This window comes from Entomomonas sp. E7T21, from assembly GCF_058693955.1.
Window position 1 is genome coordinate 151,812 of record NZ_CP191672.1, and the last position, 19,177, is coordinate 170,988.

Below are 19,177 nucleotides of genomic sequence, written 5' to 3' on the forward strand. Positions count from 1 at the left end.
AGGTTTTAGGACTGTTGCAATTATCCTGCTAACACAGCATCCACAGTAGATAAAAGTGTTGCCTCATCAATTGGCTTAGTTAAATAATCTCTAGCCCCTTGACGACGACCCCATACTTTATCAGTTTCTTGATCTTTAGCTGTAACAATAATTACTGGAATATTCTTTGTTTCTTCATCTTTAGTCAATTGACGGGTTGCCTGAAAGCCATTGAAGCCAGGCATAACAATATCCATCAAAATGACATCTGGCTTTTCTTTGCGAGCTAATGCAATGCCATCTGCCCCATTTTCAGCCCCTATAACCATATGCCCATGTTTTTGTAACATTGTTGTTAGTTTATATACTTCTGTAGGAGAGTCGTCTACAACTAAAATTCGAGCCATTTTACCTTACCACCAATTTTAATTATTACTATACAAAAACAGCTGCTTATTCAGCTGCATTATCTTGAGGTACAAAGTTAGGAACGTGCGCCTTTATTGCACCCAATAACTCATCTTTACTAAACGGCTTAGTCAAATATTGATCCGAGCCTACTATTCTCCCCTTTGCCCTATCAAACAAACCATCTTTAGATGACAACATAATAACAGGCGTAGTTTTAAAACGACTGTTATTTTTTATAAGTGCACAAGTTTGATAACCATCAAGGCGAGGCATCATAATATCTACAAAAATAATATTTGGATGATTATCAGCTATTTTAGCCAACGCATCAAAACCGTCTACCGCAGTAAACACATCACATCCTGCTTTTTTAAGCAGGGTCTCGGCGGTTCGACGAATAGTTTTAGAATCGTCTATCACCATGACTTTAAGTTTTTCACCTTGTTCCATCTTATTCCGCCATCACTTGAGATAAAAACAATCTACATTATGACCATATTATATACACATAACATAGCGCACAGTAACTAACTAGTGCAAATGTTTATGATTTTGTATTATAAATACTATTTATAACATATCATACTACATAATATGTTAATTTATTCTATAATTATTTACATATGTCAACATTGCGTCATCAAAATAGCAAATTATATCAGGAGAATACTGAGTTATGTCTATTCGTCTCGGCATTGTGATGGATCCTATCAATAGCATTAATTTTAAGAAGGATAGCTCACTGGCTATGTTATGGGCAGCTCAAGATCGTGGCTGGGAACTATTTTACATGCGACAAGAAGACCTATACCTACTACAAGGTAAAGTTAAAGCCAAAGCTCGCTCTCTAAAAGTTTATAAAGAACCAGAACATTTCTATGACTTAGGTGAAGAAACTGATATTAGCCTAGACACATTAAATGTTATTTTAATGCGTAAAGACCCTCCTTTTAATAGTGAATTTTTATACACCACTTACTTACTTGAAAAGGCTGAGCAAGAAGGCGTACTTATTGTAAACAAACCCCAAAGCCTACGTGATTGCAACGAAAAGTTATTTGCTACTAATTTTGCAAAATTTATGGTGCCTACTTTAGTGAGCCGCCGCTCTGATATTTTAAAAGCTTTTATAAAAGAACAAGGTGATGTCATTCTAAAACCATTAGATGAAATGGGTGGAGCCTCTATTTTTCGCCATCGTGAAGGTGATCCTAATCTCTCCGTTATTATTGAAACACTAACCGCGCATGGTACTCGACAAACTATGGTACAGCGTTATATTCCAGATATTATTGCAGGCGATAAACGTATCCTAATCGTTGATGGTGAACCTATTCCCTATTGCCTAGCACGAGTTCCTGCAAAAGGAGAAACCCGTGGCAACTTAGCGGCCGGAGGAACGGGTATTGCACAACCTTTATCTGAGAAAGATTATGCAATTGCTAAAGCAATAGGCCCTGAATTACAAAAAAGAGGCCTACTGTTTGTTGGTTTAGATATAATTGGCGAATACGTAACAGAGGTCAATGTTACTAGTCCTACCTGTATTCGAGAAATTGATAAAGCGTATAATACACATATTGCTGGTAAATTAATGAACTGTATTGAAGCCAAGTTAAAAAAGTAACTCTTTAAACTTCAATCAACTTTTCATGGTTGATTGAAATGCTGAGCTTACTAAACAGGACGTTTCAAGTATTTTAGATGTAAAAATTATGCGATCACTTTTTAATAAATTAGCCAAGCTTCATAAAACCAAACAAAATGATTTGCTTGGCTTGATGATATGCTTAGCTGCTATCCTCCATACTACTATTATTTTTGGTGTTGGCTTTGCACCAGAAGATCAGCATATAGGTAAAGTTTTAGATGTTTCTTTAGCATCTTTTAAAGGTGATACAGCACCTGAAGAGGCAGACTTTATTGCCCAAGAAAATCAACAAGGCAGTGGTACTGAGGAACAAGCCCTGATACCTAGAACAACCTCTCCAGCAGATTTTCAAGCCTTAGAAATCAATCCTGCTCCTAGCCCATTTCCTTCTATGGAAAAAGAGCAACAACCTACAGAAACAACTAAAAGTGTCTTAACCACTGCCAGTAAACAACAGCAAAAAGACATTAAAGAATCTGACAAAAAAGAACAGCAAGACCAAGCTAAACAAACTGTTAATAATACTGATTGGGCTGCACAAATAGCTAGTTTAGAGGCACAAATCGCTCAAAAAGAACAAGCCTATGCTAAACGCCCTAAAATTTTACAGATCACTTCAGCCGCCACCAAAAGGGATAAGGGAGCAGCCTATCAAGATGAGTGGCGTAAGAAAATTGAACGTATTGGTAACCTAAACTACCCTAAAGAAGCTAGTACTAAGAAAATTTATGGTAGTTTAAGATTATTAGTTGCTATTAAGAAAAATGGTCAATTACATACTGTCAAAGTACTTAAATCATCAGGTAAGCCCGTGTTAGACCGTGCCGCAATTCGAATTGTTCATATGTCAGCACCCTTTGCTCCTTTTCCTAAAGAGTTAGCAGACACTGATATTATTGAAATCATTAGAACTTGGCAGTTTGATCGTAGCGACCGTTTATCAACAGATGGTTAATTGCTTAAATTAGTAAATATGTTATTGTACTTATAACAGATAACTCTATTAATTTTACAATCATGTCGCTCGTTTCTCAGTTATGGCAACAACTAACACCTTACCAACAAGCTAAACGATGGTTTGTTGGCTTTTCTGGTGGTATGGATTCCACTGTTTTATTACATCTATTAGTTAAATTAAAACAACAATACAATTTACCAGAAATATCAGCCATTTATATTCATCATGGCCTACAAGCTGTGGCTGATTCTTGGCCTGACCATTGTCAAAAAACCTGTGACGAGTTAGCTATTCCTTTAATAATTATTAAAGTGAAGGTCACCAAACAAGCTAGTATTGAACAAGCTGCACGAGAAGCTCGTTACCATGCTTTTTCACAGATAGTACAAAAAGATGATATTTTATTCACAGCTCAACATCAAAACGATCAAGCAGAAACATTATTATTTCGCCTATTTAGAGGTACTGGTGTTAGAGGACTAACAGGAATACCTAAAAGCCGACCATTAACGACAGGAACTGTAGTACGTCCACTACTAGATATTCCCTATCAAACATTAAAAAACTATGCTGACGTAAATCATTTACAATGGATTGAAGATCCTAGCAACACAGATACCAGTTTTTCCCGCAATTATTTACGTCATCAGGTTATTCCTGTACTCCAAAGCTATTGGCCGCAAGCTGTAAACAATATTACACAAACAGCTAAACACCTACAGGAAGCTCAACAACTATTAAATGAGCTAGCGATACAAGACCTAATTGTAGCCCAAACAACTCCTCTTTATCCTTGGTTATCTATCCCAAACTTACGGCTAGAACCACTCGCTAATTTAATATGGGCTAGGCAAAAAAATGCACTCGCTCATTGGCTAGCTAAGTACACCCTACTTCCTAGCACTGTACATTGGCAGGGTTGGCAAGATTTGTTAAATGCTAAAGAGTCTGCCAAACCCATTTGGCAATTGCAAAATGCAGAATTACATCGTACTAATGAACGAATTTGGTTATTAATGGATAACTGGCTTAATAAACCTGCCACTACTAAACAACCTATTTCTTCAGAACAGGAAATATCACTATCTAATAATGGTATAGTCACTATAAAAGGTGATTTACCTAACAAGCCTTTATTTGTAAGCTATCGACAAGGCGGTGAGGTTTTACAGTTACATAATCGCGGTCATCGGGATTTAAAAAAACTATTCAATGAGCAAGCAATTCCTAGCTTTCTCCGCCAAAGGATACCTTTATTATTTGATAAGCAAAATAGGTTAATTGCTGTTGCTAACTTTCCCCAGTGGCGAGATAAAGATATCCAACAAAACTTTAGCTTTGAATGGTTACCGAATAATAATCTATATTGATCTTTAGCCCTTTTATATAGATACTAGCTACCTATCATAATATTAATAATTTTTACGATTTCTACTGGATTTCTTATGGCAAATATTACTGATTATATGCACGAACTAGGCATTAATGCTCGACAAGCAGCACAGGCATTGGTAAAAGCTACTACAGCGCAAAAAAATAAAGCATTACAATGTATTGCTGACCAGTTAGCTCGTGCCAAAGAAACTATTAGACAGGCTAATCAACAAGACCTCATAAGCGGTAAAGCAAATGGTTTATCTCCTGCTTTATTAGACCGCTTAGAGTTAACTGATACTCGTTTAGAAGCAATGATTACAGGTGTGAAACAGGTTATTACTCTAGCTGATCCTGTAGGTGCTATTAGAGACCTTAAATATACATCTTCTGGTTTACAAATTGGCAAAATGCGTACACCTATTGGGGTTATTGGTATGATTTATGAATCACGCCCTAATGTAACCATTGATGCTGCGGCTCTTTGTCTAAAATCAGGTAATGCTATTATTTTAAGAGGAGGCTCTGAAGCCATCCACTCCAATAAAGCAATTGCAGCCTGCATTCAACAAGGATTACAAGAAGCCAACTTACCTAGTCATTGTGTACAACTGGTTAATACTACTGATCGCCAAGCTGTTGATTTGCTAATAACCATGCCTGAATATGTGGATGTTATTATTCCTCGTGGTGGTAAATCACTTATTCAACGTATTAGCGAGCACGCCAAAGTGCCTGTAATCAAGCATTTAGATGGGGTTTGCCATATTTATGTAGATCAATACGCTAACTTAGAAAAGGCATGCAAAATAGCATTAAATGCTAAATGTTATCGCTATGGCATCTGTGGTGCTATGGAAACACTCCTTGTTGATCAAACAGTAGCCGAAAAATTCTTACCTATCGTAGCACAACAATTTATAGAAAAAGGTGTTGAACTACGAGGCTGTGAACGAACACTTAACTACTTACCTAATATCAATAAAGCTACTGAGGAAGATTGGTTTACAGAGTATTTGGCAGCTATTCTAGCTGTACGAGTAGTTGATAATATTGAGCAAGCGATTAGCCATATTAATCATTATGGCTCTCATCATACAGATAGTATTATTACCGAAAATACAGAGTCGGTAAGACGTTTCCTTGCAGAAGTAGATTCAAGTTCAGTAATGCATAATACCCCAACATGCTTTGCAGATGGCTTTGAATATGGTTTAGGTGCAGAAATTGGTATTTCTACCGATAAACTGCATGTGCGCGGCCCTGTTGGTTTAGAGGGTTTGACTACGGAGAAATACATTGTATTAGGTGATGGTCAAACTCGTGGCTAAAATAGGTTTACTTGGTGGTACGTTTAATCCTATCCATATAGGACATTTAAGATCTGCAATTGAAGTAGTGGAACAGCTAGCATTGGATGAGTTAAAACTTATCCCTAATGCTCTACCGCCACATCGCGAAACACCTTCAATTAGTGCTATGCATCGTTTAGCAATGGTGCAATTGGCTACTAGCAATACACCTATGTTTGCTGTCGATGATAGAGAGTTAAAGCGTAACAAGCCCTCTTATACTTTTGATACACTTTATTCTATTCATCAAGAGTTAACTGATAATGATGTATTATTTTTCATTATGGGCTGGGATGCTTTTTGCGGATTACCCTCATGGTATCGCTGGCAAGAGCTATTAAATTATTGTCACATTCTTGTATTACAACGACCCCATCTATCTGCTAAAATCCCTCCTGAATTACAAACATTTATAGCAGATAAATTAGTTGACTCTAAACAGATTAGTGAAAAATACGGGCAAGTTGCTTATATACAGCAAACTCCTTTAGATATTTCATCAACTAAGATTAGAAACAGTTTAGTACAGGGTAAATCAGTACAATTTTTATTACCTGAGACTGTGTTAGACTATATTAATCAACACCAGCTTTATCAATAACACGAACAGGTTTTTTATTTAACTCATTAATAGAAATAAACTACTAACCGAAGTAAAAGAGTAAGTAGTATTTCGTATAATTTAGGTAACAAATATATTATGCAAAGTAAACAAATTGTAGAAATTGCCACTGCTGCACTAGACGATTTAAAAGGCAAAGACATCGTTGTCATCGATGTTCATGAAAAAACTAGTGTTACTGATTTCATGGTCATTGCTACAGGTAGCTCTTCACGTCAAGTAAAAGCATTAGCAGATAATGTGATTGAAGAAGTGAAAAAACAAGGCGTACGTCCATTAGGTATCGAAGGTTTAGAAAATGCAGAATGGGCATTAGTAGATTTAGGTTCTGTGGTAGTTCATGTCATGCTACAAGAAACGCGTAGCTTTTATGATTTAGAACGCCTTTGGCAAGGTGCAGAGCAAAGTCGTGCTAAACAAACTAATAATGAAGCTGTCTAATTTATGCGTATTAGGCTAATTACTGTTGGTAGTAAAATGCCACGTTGGATAGAAGAAGGTTGGCAAGAATATCATAAACGATTACCCAAAGAGTTAGCTGTAGAATTAATAGAAATTCCACTTACTACTCGTGGTAAAAATGCTGATATCAAACGCTTTATTCAACAAGAAGGTGTTGCTATGTTGAATAAAACCCAATCTACTGACAAAGTTATTACTTTAGAAGTTACAGGTAAACCTTGGAGTACTGAGCAATTAGCTGAACGTTTAGCACAGTGGCAATTAGCAGGACAAGATATTAACTTGATGATTGGTGGGCCTGAAGGGTTAGCTCCAGAAGTTTGCAAGCGTAGTGATGAGAAATGGTCACTTTCTGCATTAACTTTACCTCATCCACTTGTTAGGGTTGTGATTATAGAACAGTTATATAGGGCCTGGACCATTCTCACTGGCCATCCCTATCATAAATAAACCTAAAGGTTTAAATAGTTCATTATGGTAGAACCACTTCCTATAAAAGATCATATAAAAAATGCCCGCATCATAAGGCATAGGGCGATTGTCGGTTCTATTTTTATTGTTACCTTAATGATCATTCTCTTTGCTAGAATGTATTATTTACAAGTTATTCAATACAAATATCATTCTACCCTTTCTGAAAAAAATCGTGTCCATACCCAAGCGATCCCTCCTATACGAGGTATTATTTATGATCGTAATGGTATCGTTATTGCCAGTAATGAACCCAGTTTTAACTTAACATTTACCCGTGAACGTGCCAAAGAGTGGACAACAATTATTGATACACTGGTCGAAGTTCTTCACTTAACAGATGAGGACAAAGAAAGTTTAATTAATAAAGTCAAACAACGTTCTCGTCCTTTTGAATCTGTCCCTCTGTTATATGAGCTTACTGAAGAACAGAGGGCTATTATTGCCGTTAATCAGCCTCGCTTACCAGGTGTTGAAGTTGAAGTACAATTCATCCGTAATTACCCCTATGGAAAGTTATTTGCTCATTCTGTAGGTTATGTAGGTCGTATCAGTGATCAAGATTTAAAACGCGTTGACACTGTTGAATATAGTGGCACACATCATATTGGAAAAACAGGTGCAGAACGTTTTTATGAAAGCATGCTACATGGTCAAGTTGGCTATGAAGAAGTAGAAACCAATGCACGTGGTAAAGTCATGCGTGTTTTAAGCCAAACACAACCCACAGCAGGGCAAGATTTAACGCTTACACTGGATTATTATTTACAAAAAATGGCAATGCAGGTCTTAGAGAATAAACGTGCTGCTATTGTCGCTTTAGACCCCCGTAATGGTGAAATTCTAGCTTTAGTTAGTTCGCCTAGTTATGATCCTAACCCCTTTGTCACAGGTATTAGCCAAAAAGATTACAATGCCTTAGCCAATAATCCAGATAAACCTTTTTTAAATCGTGCTATTTATGGCACTTATCCACCGGGTTCTACAGTAAAACCTTTAGTAGCATTAACAGGCCTTGAAGTGGGTGCTACGACACCTGAAGAAAAAGTCTTTGATCCAGGCTTCTATCAATTACCTAATTCTACCCATAAATACCGTAACTGGAACCGAGGTGGTGATGGTTGGATAAATATGGAAACCGCTATCATGCGCTCCAACGATACTTATTTTTATGATTTAGCCTATAAAATAGGTATTAATAATCTGCATAAGTACTTAACTTTATTTGGTTTAGGACAACGCGTTTCACTTGATATGTATTTAGAAGAGTCACCTGGTATCATGCCATCCAGAGAGTGGAAAGAGCAAGTTCATAAACAACAATGGTATCCTGGCCATACATTAATTACAGGAATTGGCCAAGGTGATATGCAAACAACTATTTTACAAATAGCTCAAGCAACTGCATTAATAGCAAATCATGGTCATTGGATTCGCCCTCATTTATTAAAATTTGCTGATAACCTAACTATAGATCAGCTAATTGCTAATGGTTCTATTAACACTACTGACCGACCAACTCCTCCAGATATTAAGTTTAAAAATAAGGATAATTGGAATATTATTAATCGGGATATGCAACAAGTTGTTCATGGAGCTCGGGGAACAGCTAGAAAAATGGGTAGTACAGCCACCTATCGTATAGCAGGTAAAAGTGGTACAGCCCAAGTAGTCGCCATTCGTCAAAATGAACGTTATGACAGTAAAAGCTTAAATGAAAGACATCGTGACCATGCCTTATTTGTGGCCTTTGCACCCGCTGAAAAACCACGTATCGTAGTTGCTATTATTATAGAAAATGGTGAATCGGGTAGTGGCTTAGCAGCCCCCATTGTTAAACAAGTTATGGATGCTTGGTTACTAAATGAAGACGGTCAATTAAAAACAGATACTGAGTTAATGGCTAGAAAGCCTCCACCAGAGGAATTATCTACCACTAGTGAAACATTAAAGGACAAAAAAAATGTTAACTAGTAAAAAACGAATTATTTTAAATAATCAAGCACCTCATAAACGAAGAGCTACCTTCTTAGAGCGACTGCATATTGATGGTTACTTGTTAGTACTATTAATGGTCTTAGCAGCAGCTAATTTATTTATCCTTTACTCTGCTAGTGGTAAAAATATGGAGCTTGTTAATAGACAAGCTACATTTTTTATTATAGGCACTGTCATCATGTTAGCCATTGCCCAGTTTGATCCACGGTTTATGGCACGCTGGGTGCTTATTCCCTATATTATTGGTGTTATCTTACTAATTATTGTAGACATCAATGGTCATAACGCAATGGGTGCACAGCGTTGGCTAAAAATACCGGGCTTAATTCGTTTCCAACCCTCTGAGTTTATGAAGATTGTTGTACCTGCCACTATCGCCTGGTATATTTCTCGACATAGCCTACCCGCTAGTTTTAAACATGTTGTGGTTAGCTTAGTTTTAACAGGGATTCCTTTTTTATTAGTACTTAGACAGCCTGATTTAGGAACATCATTACTTATTTTAGCAGCAGGAGCTTTCGTCATATTTATAGCAGGGCTTCGTTGGAGTTGGATTATTAGTGCTATTGTTGCCATTATCCCTATTGCTTATGGTATGTGGCATTTTATTATGCACGATTATCAAAAACATCGTGTGCTAACGTTTATTAATCCAGAATCAGACCCATTAGGTAAAGGTTGGAATATTATTCAATCCAAAGCAGCCATTGGCTCTGGAGGATTCTGGGGTAAAGGCTGGTTGGAAGGAACACAATCTCATTTAGACTTTTTACCAGAAAGCCATACAGACTTTGTTTTTGCCTTAATTGGTGAAGAGTTTGGTTTATTTGGTGTTATTTTACTATTAACAATCTATCTATTAATTATTGCACGCTGTTTGATGATTGCTATTAATGCCCAAACATTATTTGGCAAACTATTAGCAGGTGGTTTAAGCATGACATTCTTTGTTTACGTTTTTGTAAATATTGGTATGGTCAGTGGTTTATTACCTGTGGTAGGCGTTCCTTTACCTCTTATGAGTTATGGTGGAACATCAGTAGTTACCTTACTTTCCTCATTTGGTATTCTAATGGCTATACAAACTCACCGCCAATGGACAACGTCTATAAGATGAAAATGTACATGATAAATAAACACACTAAAATTTATACATTGTTAGCATGGTTATTAACAGCAACACCTATAACTTATGCTGATAATTACAATGAATCTACAGAGGTTCAAACATTTACTAAGGATTTAGTAGAAAATAATGGTTTTGCTGAAGAACAACTAACTGCTTTATTTAGCCAAGTTAAAAGACAACAAGCCATTTTAGATTTGATTGCCAAACCAGCTGAAAAAGCAAAATTATGGAAAGAATATCGCCCCATTTTCATGACTAAACAACGTGTTAATGAAGGTGTAACTTTCTGGAAGAATAACCAAGAAGCTTTGGAAAGAGCAGAAAAAACCTATGGTGTTCCTCCACAAATAGTTGTGGCGATTATTGGTGTAGAAACTTTCTATGGTCGTAATATGGGTAGTTGGCCTGTCATGGATGCTTTGACAACATTAGGCTTTGATTATCCACCTCGTAGTGATTTTTTTAGAAGACAGCTTAAAGAATATTTACTAATGACCCGTGAAGAGCAATTAGACCCCTTAACATTAAAAGGATCTTATGCAGGTGCCATGGGTATGGCTCAATTTATGCCAGGAAGTTTTAGAGCCTATGCTGTAGACTTTGATAATGATGGTCATATTGATATATGGAACAACCCCACAGATGCTATAGGAAGTGTAGCTAATTATTTCAAAGAACATGGCTGGCAATCTAAGCAACCTGTTGTGGTACAGGCTAAAGTAACAGGTGATAAAGTTACCAGTGTACTATCTACAGGGCTTGAATTAGATAGAACAATTGCTAAACTAACGCAGGCAGGTTGGTCACTACCAAAAACCATACCTGACAATACCCCTGTTATGGCATTTAAGCTAGATGGTGAAGCAGGTGACGAATATTGGGTTGGCTTAAATAACTTTCAGGTGATTACTCGTTATAATCGTAGCGTAATGTACTCATTAGTTGTTTACCAACTATCTGAACAACTATTGGCTACTAAATTAAATAATGACTAAACTTTTACAGATCGCCCAATTAACCACAGTTAGTGGCTTAATTTTATTGCTCATTGGCTGTCAGTCTAATGACACTACAGACGATGACAGCTATCAAAAAGTAGCTAAAACTTCTCACTCTGGTCAATATGTACGTCCTTTAAAAGATGGTGCGCCATGGTGGGATGTAGATGTATCTAATATTCCTGATGCCACACCCACCCCTCATACAGGGGCATACAAAAAAAATCCTTATACCGTATTAGGTAAAACTTATTACCCAAAAAGCTCTGCAACAGGCTATAAAGAAGTTGGTATGGCCTCTTGGTATGGCACCAAATTCCACGGACAAGCCACAGCTAATGGTGAGCCTTATGATCTATATGGCATGACAGCTGCCCATAAAACACTACCATTGCCTAGTTATGTAAAAGTAACTAACCTAGAAAATAACCGCAGTGTTATATTAAGGGTTAACGATCGTGGTCCATTCCATTCAGATCGCATTATTGACTTATCTTTTGCGGCAGCTAAAAAGCTAGGTTATGCTGATACAGGTACTGCCAAAGTGAGAGTTGAAAGCATTGATCCGCAACAATGGGGCAACAACAAAAACTCAACTGTTGCTCAGCAAAAACCTCAAACATCACTCACTGTAACCACTCAACCTGTTGATAATGCGCCAGTGAGTGAATACCAACCACCAGCAAACCAACATGCAACTGCAGATAGCAATAATCCGCAAAAAGGGCTTTACTTACAAGTAGGCGCTTTTGCTAATCCTGATGCTGCGGAACTGTTAAGACAACGCTTAGTCAAAGTGACTGATGTACCTGTTTTTATCAGCTCTGTATTACATGGAGCTCAACAATTATACCGTGTTCGTTTAGGCCCTTTACCTAATCAACATGAAACATTTAAAACCCAAGAGGCTATTCGTGTAGCAAACTTAGGTCAATCAACACTCGTTAAGCAAGACTAACTTTTATTAACACTAATTAATTTTGAAGAATATGAAAATAACCCAATTTATCCAACGTTTTACATTATCAGCCACGTTTCTATTCAGTGCTTGCTTTGCTCATGCCCAAGAAATCACCCCTGCACCACCGCAGCTAGCAGCTAAATCCTATGTATTAATAGATGCTGCAACAGGGCAAGTGTTAATTAATAATAATGGTGACCAACGTTTACCTCCTGCAAGCTTAACTAAACTAATGACCGCTTATTTGGCTACTTTAGAAATGAAAAAAGGCCAAGTTAGACCTACAGACTTAGTGACTATCAGTGAGAAAGCATGGCGTACTGGTGGTTCTAAAATGTTTATTGAAGTAGGTAAAAAAGTATCATTAGAAGACCTTTTGCATGGCATTATTATTCAATCAGGTAATGATGCTAGCGTTGCAGTTGCAGAATACTTAGCTGGTAGTGAAGATGTGTTTGCACAACTTATGAATAAAACTGCTCAACAACTAGGAATGAATAACTCACACTTTATGAATGCAACTGGTCTTCCCAACCCAGATCACTACTCTTCTGCACATGATATGGGCATCCTAGCTAGAGCCATTATCTATGAAGACCCTGCACACTATGCAATTTATAGCCAAAAAGAGTTTCTTTGGAACAATATCAAGCAACCTAACCGTAACCTTTTACTATGGAGAGATAATACAGTAGATGGTTTAAAAACAGGTCACACAGAAGAAGCGGGATTCTGTATGGTAGCTTCTGCTAAACGTAATGATCTACGTTTAATTGCAGTATTATTTGGCACTGCAAACGAGAAAGCACGTGCAGAAGAAACACAAAAACTATTAACCTATGGTTTCCGTTTCTATGAAAACAGAACTTTCTATAAGAAAGGTGATCAGTTATCCAGTCTAAAAGTTTGGAAAGGTGCTGCTTCTGAAGTACAAGCAGGTTTAGCACAAGATATTTCATTAACATTGCTAAGAAATCAGTTTACAGGCTTACATGCTCAAGTAACCACAGCAAAACAATTAATTGCTCCTGTTAAGGCAGGACAAGTAGTAGGTAAAGTAGAAATTAAAACAGCGAACAATCAAGTTATTTATAGTACTGATTTAGTGGCTTTACAAACTGTAGAACCAGGTGGTTTCTTTAAACGTATATGGGATAGCATTGTATTATTCTTTAAAGGGTTATTTAACTAAGGTGAATTTATGACCAATCAAGAACCACCTAAAATTGAGTTTCCTTGTGAAAATTATGGCATTAAAGTCATTGGTGATGCCCATGATGAGTTTAAGCAATTAGTGGTTGATATTATTCGTAAACATGCCCCTGACTTTGATGAATCAACCATCACTGATCAATACAGCAGCAATGGTAAATACCACTCATTACGTATGTCTATCACAGCTACAGGTATTCCTCAGCTACAAGCCATTCATGATGACTTAAAGGCAACAGGACGTGTTCATATGGTATTGTAATGAGTGCAGATTCACTTATTATTCGTGAGTTAGGCATACAGCCCTATGAAGCTGTATGGCACTCCATGCAAGATTTTACCAATAACCGAACAGAGCAAACCCAAGATGAGGTTTGGTTATTGCAACATGAACCTGTTTTCACCCAAGGCACAGCAGGTAAAGCAGAACATTTGCTAATGCCAGGTGATATTCCTGTTGTACAATCAGATCGAGGTGGGCAAGTAACCTATCATGGCCCTGGTCAATTGATTGGTTACTTAATGATCGATGTCAAGCGCCACCATTTAGGCCCTAGAACACTAGTAACCGCTATCGAAAATAGTTTAATTGATCTACTAACTTCTTATGGTATTAAGTCATATGCTAAAGCAGATGCACCAGGAGTCTATGTAGATGATGCAAAAATAGCTTCATTAGGCTTAAGAATCCGTCGTAATGCTTCATTCCATGGTTTTGCATTGAATGCTCAAATGAACTTAGAACCATTTTCTCGTATTAATCCCTGCGGTTATGCAGGTATGCGGATGACCCAATTAAGTGATTTTATTGGTGATGTCGATTTTGATGATTTAATTAAACGAGTAATAGCACAATTTGTTAACAAACTAGCCTATAGCCAAGTTAATTATCTTTCAGTCAAAGAATAAATACTCTTATCAATCCATTTTCTTATCTCAAAATGAATAATCCTATTACTTATAAATTTACATTAAATTACTTAATGTAAAGAATGGGTAAGGTTTTGGTAAATCCTTAAATTTCCAAAAAATATTCTTGTATCATTACCTTAACTTAATCTGTACTGCTGGGAGTAATGATGAAACAGGGGAAAAAAATCACCATTTCTATATTGGTATTAATAGCTATAGTCACTGCTATTTATTTTCTTTTTTTTAATAAAAAAGAACAAATAAGCTATCTCACAGAAAAAGTAGTTATCGGCAATATTAAACGTACCGTTAATACCACAGGTGAAATAGGTGCCAAACAAATTGTAACCGTTGGTGCGCAAGTTTCTGGTCAAATACAAAAGCTCTATGTCTCCTTAGGGCAACAGATTAAAAAAGGTGACATGATTGCAGAGATTGACTCTACTACCCAAGAAAATGAGCTTAATATCAATAAAGCTAAATTAGAGTCATACAAAACTCAATTAGAAGCTAAGAAAATAGCCTTAGTCGTTGCGCAAAAGAAATATAATCGTGAAAAAAGCTTAAAAGCTAAAAATGCTACTTCTGATGAAAATTTAGACAGTGCTAATGACGCGTTAGCAACAGCCAAAGCAAATGTTGCTGATTTAGAATCGTTAATCATACAAACCCAAATCTCAGTAAATACAGCTGAAACTAACTTAGGTTATACCAAAATAGTGGCTCCTTTTGATGGTACGATAGTTTCTGTACCTGTTGAAGAAGGTCAAACCGTTAACTCTAATCAAACTACCCCAACAATAGTACAGATTGCTGATTTGAGTAAAATGGAAATCAAGATGCAAATCTCTGAAGGAGATATCACTAAAATAAAGCCTGGTATGGAAGTAACTTATACAATTCTTTCTGAACCTACTAAAATCTTTAAAGGCCAACTAGACACTCTAGACCCAGGTCTAACTACGTTAACTGCTGGGACTTATACAGGTACCACAGATTCTAGTACTGCTGTTTACTACTATGGTAATTTAGTAGTGCCTAATGAAGAAGGTACACTACGCATCGGTATGACCACCCAAAACACTATCACTATTGCTAGTAAAGATAATGTCCTCATAGTACCTACCATTACACTCAACACAGTTGGCGATAAAAACTATGTCTATACTTTAGAAGCAGGTAATAAGGTAGTAGAAAAAGAAGTGACGGTAGGTCTATCAGACAGTATGAACACAGAAATCATCTCTGGCCTTAAAGAAGGTGAAAAGGTTATTTCAGCCCAAATGGCTAGTACAGAAATAACTGCCGCCAGCAGTAAAAATACCAGAATGAGGTTATAAATATGACAATGATAGAAGTTAAAAACCTCAATAAATATTTTGGAGAAGGTAATAATCGTGTTCATATCCTGAAAGATATTAACCTTGAGATAGAAAAAGGTGACTTCATTGCAATCATAGGACAATCAGGATCAGGCAAATCTACTCTTATGAATGTGCTTGGTTGTTTAGATACACCTACTTCTGGTTCTTATGCTATCGATGGCATAAAAACGGAAGAAATGGATCATAATGAACTTGCCAAAATGCGTAGTAAAAAATTTGGCTTTATCTTTCAACGTTATAACCTGTTAAGTACTTTAACTGCAGAAAATAATGTGGCTCTGCCTGCTGTTTACTTAGGCTTAGACTACAACCAACGCTCCAAACGAGCTAAGGAAATACTCACTAGCTTAGGATTAAGCGATAAAACCCAAAACAAACCTAATGAACTCTCTGGTGGCCAACAACAGCGCGTGAGTATTGCTCGTGCGTTAATGAATGGTGGCGAAATTATTCTCGCTGATGAACCAACAGGCGCACTGGATTCTAAAAGTGGTGAAATGGTCATGGAGATTTTGCAAGACCTCCATAAACAAGGCCATACCATTATTTTAGTCACCCATGATGCGCATATTGCCAATTTTGCTAATCGTGTTATAGAAATTAAAGATGGCATTATCGTCAGTGATCAACGTAAAGCTGATGATATTGTAAAAACAGAGGCCGCCAAGCCAACCAAAGAACGTAATAGTTTTATGTTCTATAAAGACCAATTTATAGAGTCTTTTAAAATGTCTGTACAAGCAATCATAGCTCATAAAATGCGCTCTATGCTCACTATGCTTGGTATTATTATAGGTATAGCTTCTGTTGTATCTGTTGTTGCGCTGGGCCGTGGCTCACAGGAAAAAATCCTAACTGATATCAACTCCATGGGTACTAACACTATCAATATCTATCCTGGTAAAGGCTTTGGTGATATGAGATCAGGTAGAGTTAAAACCTTAACAGTAGATGACTCTGATGTATTAGCTAAGCAAAGTTATTTGACCAGCTCAACCCCTGTTAGCTCTGCTAGTGGCGTTTTAGTCTATGGTAATATCTCAGTAAATGGTCAACTAAGCGGTGTAAGTGAACAATACTTTGATGTAAAAGGCTTAGAGATAAAACAAGGCCGTTTCTTTAACAAACAGGATGTACAAAACAACAGCTCCGTAGTTGTTATTGACCCTAATACACAGAAGAAACTTTTTACTAATGGCGAAAACCCTATAGGGAAGGTTGTTGTGCTTAATAAAAAGCCATTAGAAATAATAGGTGTAACTAAAGAACAAAAAACTGTTTTTGGTAATAGTGACAGCCTTAACTTATGGTCACCTTATACCACCGTAATGAATAAAATTACAGGGCAACGTTATATCAGCTCTATCACGGTAAAAGTAAGAGATGATATAAGCTCCCAAGTGGCAGAAAAGAACTTAACCAAACTACTTACTGTTAAGCATGGTACACAAGATTTCTTTACCCAAAATACTGACAGCATTAAACAAACCATAGAAAGCACCACCAACACAATGACTCTGCTGATTTCTTGTATTGCATTAATATCGCTAGTAGTAGGTGGCATAGGTGTAATGAATATTATGCTAGTATCTGTAACAGAACGTACCAAAGAAATTGGTATTCGTATGGCGATAGGCGCAAGACAACACAATATCCTAGAGCAATTTCTTATTGAAGCGGTATTGATCTGTTTAATAGGTGGTTTATTGGGTATTAGTCTTTCTTACGTAATAGGCTTTGTTTTCAACCATTTAGTTACTGGCTTTGCCATGTCATTTTCTGCTAGTTCAATCATCCTAGCGTTAGGTTGCTCTTCGCTGATTGGTATTATTTTTGGTTTTATGCCAGCCCGTAATGCCTCCCAACTCAACCCTATAGAAGCACTTTCCAGAGATTGAGGATAACCCAATGAAACCAACTAAACTACTGATACTACCTCTTATCCTATCCAGTCTTGTAATGGGCTGTGCTACCACTAACAACCCTGATCAACAATTGCAACAAAGGCTACAACTTACTCAACAAATAATAGATCGCTACCAAATAGATAGCAATTGGTGGACTATCTATGGTGATAATGAGCTTAATAAGCTGATTGAGTTAGCCTTAGCCAATAATATTGATTTTGCCCAAAGTGCTATTAATGTTAATAAAGCCCTTTACCAAGCCAACCTGATAGGTGAAGACTTAGTACCTAGTTTTTCTGGAGGAGCTAGTGGTTCAGCCAGTAAAAATATCAAACAAGGTGGTGATAGCAATAGAACTGTGGGTGGTAACTTATCCTTAAGTTATGAGTTAGATTTATGGCAAAAAATAGCTGATACAGCTAGTGCTAAAGAATGGGAATATAAAGCCACTGTACAAGATTTGGAAACAGCAAGACTAAGTTTAATAAATAATGTGGTAGATGCTTACTATCAGCTTGTTTACCTTAATGAAGCCATTGCTGTTACTGAGCAAAGTATCAAGAACTACCAACAAATTAGTGCGTTAGTTAGCTTTAAATACCAATATGGTAAAGTGTCAGCTTTAGACCCTGCACAAGCAACTCAGTCTGTTTTGGGTGCTAACAACAATTTAATTGACTTAAAAAATCAACAAAAGACTGCAGAACAGACACTGCGAAACTTATTAAATTTAAAGCCAGAAGATAAGCTCACTATTAACTACCCTAGCCTGCTTGGTTTAACCTTACCAGAGGTTGATCTTAATGTTCCATTATCTGTGCTAGCTAATAGACCTGATCTAAAAGCTGCTGAGTATAGACTGGAAGAAGCATCACTCAATAAACAAGCTACAGATAAAAGCTGGTATCCTACCATTACCCTAGGTGCAGCTATTAATTCATCTTCTGATAAGGTTAACACTGCCTTTAATGTTCCCTTTGCCTCTGGTAATGTCAGTATTGATCTGCCTTTTCTACAATGGAACAAAATAAGATGGAATATAAAACTATCAGAAGCAGAATATGAGTCTATACGTCTTTCTTTTGAGCAAAGCCTAACCACAGCACTTAATGAGGTAGATACTTATTATTACTCTTATTCTAGAACTAAAGATACTTTAGATAATACTGAGGAAAAATATAAGTACGATCAGCAAATTAGCCAATATTATGATGATAGATACCAACAGGGGGCAGGTGAAATTTCAGATTGGCTTAATGCCCTCAATACTGAAACTAACTCAAAGATATCTCTAATCAACAACAGATACAAACTGATACAATATGAAAATATGCTTTATAAAGCTATGGCTGGACGCTACCACATACAGTAATAATAAGGGTAGTTACAACTACC

Annotated in this window: 19 protein-coding genes; 17 read left to right on the forward strand and 2 right to left on the reverse strand. The window is 36.8% G+C overall.

Annotated elements, in window-relative coordinates; translation table 11 throughout:
• Positions 1-20: 20 nt before the first annotated feature.
• Positions 21-386, reverse strand: a complete 366-nt coding sequence (gene pilH, locus ACQVD9_RS00735; protein WP_201092806.1) for a twitching motility response regulator PilH — start codon at positions 384-386, stop codon at positions 21-23.
• 46 nt (positions 387-432) lie between these two features.
• Positions 433-840, reverse strand: coding sequence for a twitching motility response regulator PilG (pilG, locus tag ACQVD9_RS00740; RefSeq protein WP_201092796.1), 408 nt, complete (start codon positions 838-840; stop codon positions 433-435).
• Positions 841-1,066: 226 nt separating this feature from the next.
• Here pilG and gshB point away from each other — a divergent pair, with 226 nt between their 5' ends.
• The 17 genes from gshB to tdeA all read left to right on the forward strand — a co-directional run bounded on the left by gshB (position 1,067) and on the right by tdeA (position 19,154).
• Entirely contained in the window at positions 1,067-2,017 is a 951-nt protein-coding gene (gene gshB, locus ACQVD9_RS00745; RefSeq protein WP_264747002.1) for a glutathione synthase, read from the forward strand.
• Positions 2,018-2,105: 88 nt separating this feature from the next.
• Complete coding sequence (locus ACQVD9_RS00750) at positions 2,106-2,996, forward strand: energy transducer TonB (RefSeq protein WP_264747003.1); 891 nt, start codon at positions 2,106-2,108, stop codon at positions 2,994-2,996.
• A gap of 62 nt (positions 2,997-3,058) precedes the next feature.
• Complete coding sequence (tilS, locus tag ACQVD9_RS00755; protein ID WP_264747004.1) at positions 3,059-4,369, forward strand: tRNA lysidine(34) synthetase TilS; 1,311 nt, start codon at positions 3,059-3,061, stop codon at positions 4,367-4,369.
• A gap of 75 nt (positions 4,370-4,444) precedes the next feature.
• Complete coding sequence (locus ACQVD9_RS00760) at positions 4,445-5,704, forward strand: glutamate-5-semialdehyde dehydrogenase (protein WP_264747005.1); 1,260 nt, start codon at positions 4,445-4,447, stop codon at positions 5,702-5,704.
• Positions 5,685-6,326, forward strand: a complete 642-nt coding sequence (gene nadD, locus ACQVD9_RS00765; RefSeq protein ID WP_264747006.1) for a nicotinate-nucleotide adenylyltransferase — start codon at positions 5,685-5,687, stop codon at positions 6,324-6,326. Before ACQVD9_RS00760 ends, nadD begins: the two co-directional genes overlap by 20 nt.
• 99 nt (positions 6,327-6,425) lie before the next feature.
• Positions 6,426-6,788, forward strand: coding sequence for a ribosome silencing factor (gene rsfS, locus ACQVD9_RS00770; protein ID WP_264747007.1), 363 nt, complete (start codon positions 6,426-6,428; stop codon positions 6,786-6,788).
• Between the two features lie 3 nt (positions 6,789-6,791).
• The gene (gene rlmH / locus ACQVD9_RS00775) at positions 6,792-7,259 is read left to right on the forward strand and encodes a 23S rRNA (pseudouridine(1915)-N(3))-methyltransferase RlmH (RefSeq protein ID WP_264747008.1); all 468 of its coding nucleotides are present in this window, start codon (positions 6,792-6,794) and stop codon (positions 7,257-7,259) included.
• Positions 7,260-7,283: 24 nt separating this feature from the next.
• Positions 7,284-9,254 (forward strand): penicillin-binding protein 2, encoded by a 1,971-nt coding sequence (gene mrdA / locus ACQVD9_RS00780; protein WP_264747009.1) that lies wholly within the window; start codon positions 7,284-7,286, stop codon positions 9,252-9,254.
• Positions 9,244-10,395, forward strand: a complete 1,152-nt coding sequence (gene rodA / locus ACQVD9_RS00785) for a rod shape-determining protein RodA (RefSeq protein ID WP_264747010.1) — start codon at positions 9,244-9,246, stop codon at positions 10,393-10,395. The genes mrdA and rodA overlap by 11 nt, the downstream gene beginning before the upstream one ends.
• An 8-nt stretch (positions 10,396-10,403) precedes the next feature.
• On the forward strand, positions 10,404-11,402 hold the full coding sequence (gene mltB, locus ACQVD9_RS00790; protein ID WP_264747011.1) for a lytic murein transglycosylase B: 999 nt from the start codon (positions 10,404-10,406) through the stop codon (positions 11,400-11,402).
• Entirely contained in the window at positions 11,395-12,363 is a 969-nt protein-coding gene (locus tag ACQVD9_RS00795) for a septal ring lytic transglycosylase RlpA family protein (RefSeq protein WP_319804741.1), read from the forward strand. The genes mltB and ACQVD9_RS00795 overlap by 8 nt, the downstream gene beginning before the upstream one ends.
• A 31-nt stretch (positions 12,364-12,394) precedes the next feature.
• Positions 12,395-13,558 carry a D-alanyl-D-alanine carboxypeptidase family protein gene (locus ACQVD9_RS00800; protein ID WP_264747012.1) on the forward strand — a complete coding sequence of 388 codons (1,164 nt, stop codon included), beginning with the start codon at positions 12,395-12,397 and terminating at the stop codon, positions 13,556-13,558.
• A 9-nt stretch (positions 13,559-13,567) separates the two neighbouring features.
• Positions 13,568-13,840 carry an HP0495 family protein gene (locus ACQVD9_RS00805; RefSeq protein ID WP_264747013.1) on the forward strand — a complete coding sequence of 91 codons (273 nt, stop codon included), beginning with the start codon at positions 13,568-13,570 and terminating at the stop codon, positions 13,838-13,840.
• Positions 13,840-14,487, forward strand: a complete 648-nt coding sequence (gene lipB, locus ACQVD9_RS00810; protein ID WP_264747014.1) for a lipoyl(octanoyl) transferase LipB — start codon at positions 13,840-13,842, stop codon at positions 14,485-14,487. Before ACQVD9_RS00805 ends, lipB begins: the two co-directional genes overlap by 1 nt.
• Positions 14,488-14,657: 170 nt before the next feature.
• The gene (locus ACQVD9_RS00815; protein ID WP_264747015.1) at positions 14,658-15,830 is read left to right on the forward strand and encodes an efflux RND transporter periplasmic adaptor subunit; all 1,173 of its coding nucleotides are present in this window, start codon (positions 14,658-14,660) and stop codon (positions 15,828-15,830) included.
• Complete coding sequence (locus tag ACQVD9_RS00820) at positions 15,827-17,773, forward strand: MacB family efflux pump subunit (protein WP_413774185.1); 1,947 nt, start codon at positions 15,827-15,829, stop codon at positions 17,771-17,773. The genes ACQVD9_RS00815 and ACQVD9_RS00820 overlap by 4 nt, the downstream gene beginning before the upstream one ends.
• A gap of 10 nt (positions 17,774-17,783) precedes the next feature.
• Positions 17,784-19,154 (forward strand): toxin/drug exporter TdeA, encoded by a 1,371-nt coding sequence (gene tdeA, locus ACQVD9_RS00825; RefSeq protein WP_264747017.1) that lies wholly within the window; start codon positions 17,784-17,786, stop codon positions 19,152-19,154.
• Positions 19,155-19,177 lie beyond the last annotated feature (23 nt).

Bases quoted from the DNA above. Each gene is read 5' to 3' on its own strand.
- nadD (WP_264747006.1), top strand. From the start codon at position 5,685: ATGGTCAAACTCGTGGCTAAAATAGGTTTACTTGGTGGTACGTTTAAT.
- ACQVD9_RS00750 (WP_264747003.1), top strand. From the start codon at position 2,106: ATGCGATCACTTTTTAATAAATTAGCCAAGCTTCATAAAACCAAACAA.
- ACQVD9_RS00760 (WP_264747005.1), top strand. From the start codon at position 4,445: ATGGCAAATATTACTGATTATATGCACGAACTAGGCATTAATGCTCGA.
- pilG (WP_201092796.1), bottom strand. From the start codon at position 840: ATGGAACAAGGTGAAAAACTTAAAGTCATGGTGATAGACGATTCTAAA.
- rodA (WP_264747010.1), top strand. From the start codon at position 9,244: ATGTTAACTAGTAAAAAACGAATTATTTTAAATAATCAAGCACCTCAT.
- rlmH (WP_264747008.1), top strand. From the start codon at position 6,792: ATGCGTATTAGGCTAATTACTGTTGGTAGTAAAATGCCACGTTGGATA.
- tilS (WP_264747004.1), top strand. From the start codon at position 3,059: ATGTCGCTCGTTTCTCAGTTATGGCAACAACTAACACCTTACCAACAA.
- ACQVD9_RS00805 (WP_264747013.1), top strand. From the start codon at position 13,568: ATGACCAATCAAGAACCACCTAAAATTGAGTTTCCTTGTGAAAATTAT.
- ACQVD9_RS00800 (WP_264747012.1), top strand. From the start codon at position 12,395: ATGAAAATAACCCAATTTATCCAACGTTTTACATTATCAGCCACGTTT.
- tdeA (WP_264747017.1), top strand. From the start codon at position 17,784: ATGAAACCAACTAAACTACTGATACTACCTCTTATCCTATCCAGTCTT.
- gshB (WP_264747002.1), top strand. From the start codon at position 1,067: ATGTCTATTCGTCTCGGCATTGTGATGGATCCTATCAATAGCATTAAT.
- ACQVD9_RS00815 (WP_264747015.1), top strand. From the start codon at position 14,658: ATGAAACAGGGGAAAAAAATCACCATTTCTATATTGGTATTAATAGCT.
- pilH (WP_201092806.1), bottom strand. From the start codon at position 386: ATGGCTCGAATTTTAGTTGTAGACGACTCTCCTACAGAAGTATATAAA.
- rsfS (WP_264747007.1), top strand. From the start codon at position 6,426: ATGCAAAGTAAACAAATTGTAGAAATTGCCACTGCTGCACTAGACGAT.
- ACQVD9_RS00795 (WP_319804741.1), top strand. From the start codon at position 11,395: ATGACTAAACTTTTACAGATCGCCCAATTAACCACAGTTAGTGGCTTA.
- lipB (WP_264747014.1), top strand. From the start codon at position 13,840: ATGAGTGCAGATTCACTTATTATTCGTGAGTTAGGCATACAGCCCTAT.
- mrdA (WP_264747009.1), top strand. From the start codon at position 7,284: ATGGTAGAACCACTTCCTATAAAAGATCATATAAAAAATGCCCGCATC.
- mltB (WP_264747011.1), top strand. From the start codon at position 10,404: ATGATAAATAAACACACTAAAATTTATACATTGTTAGCATGGTTATTA.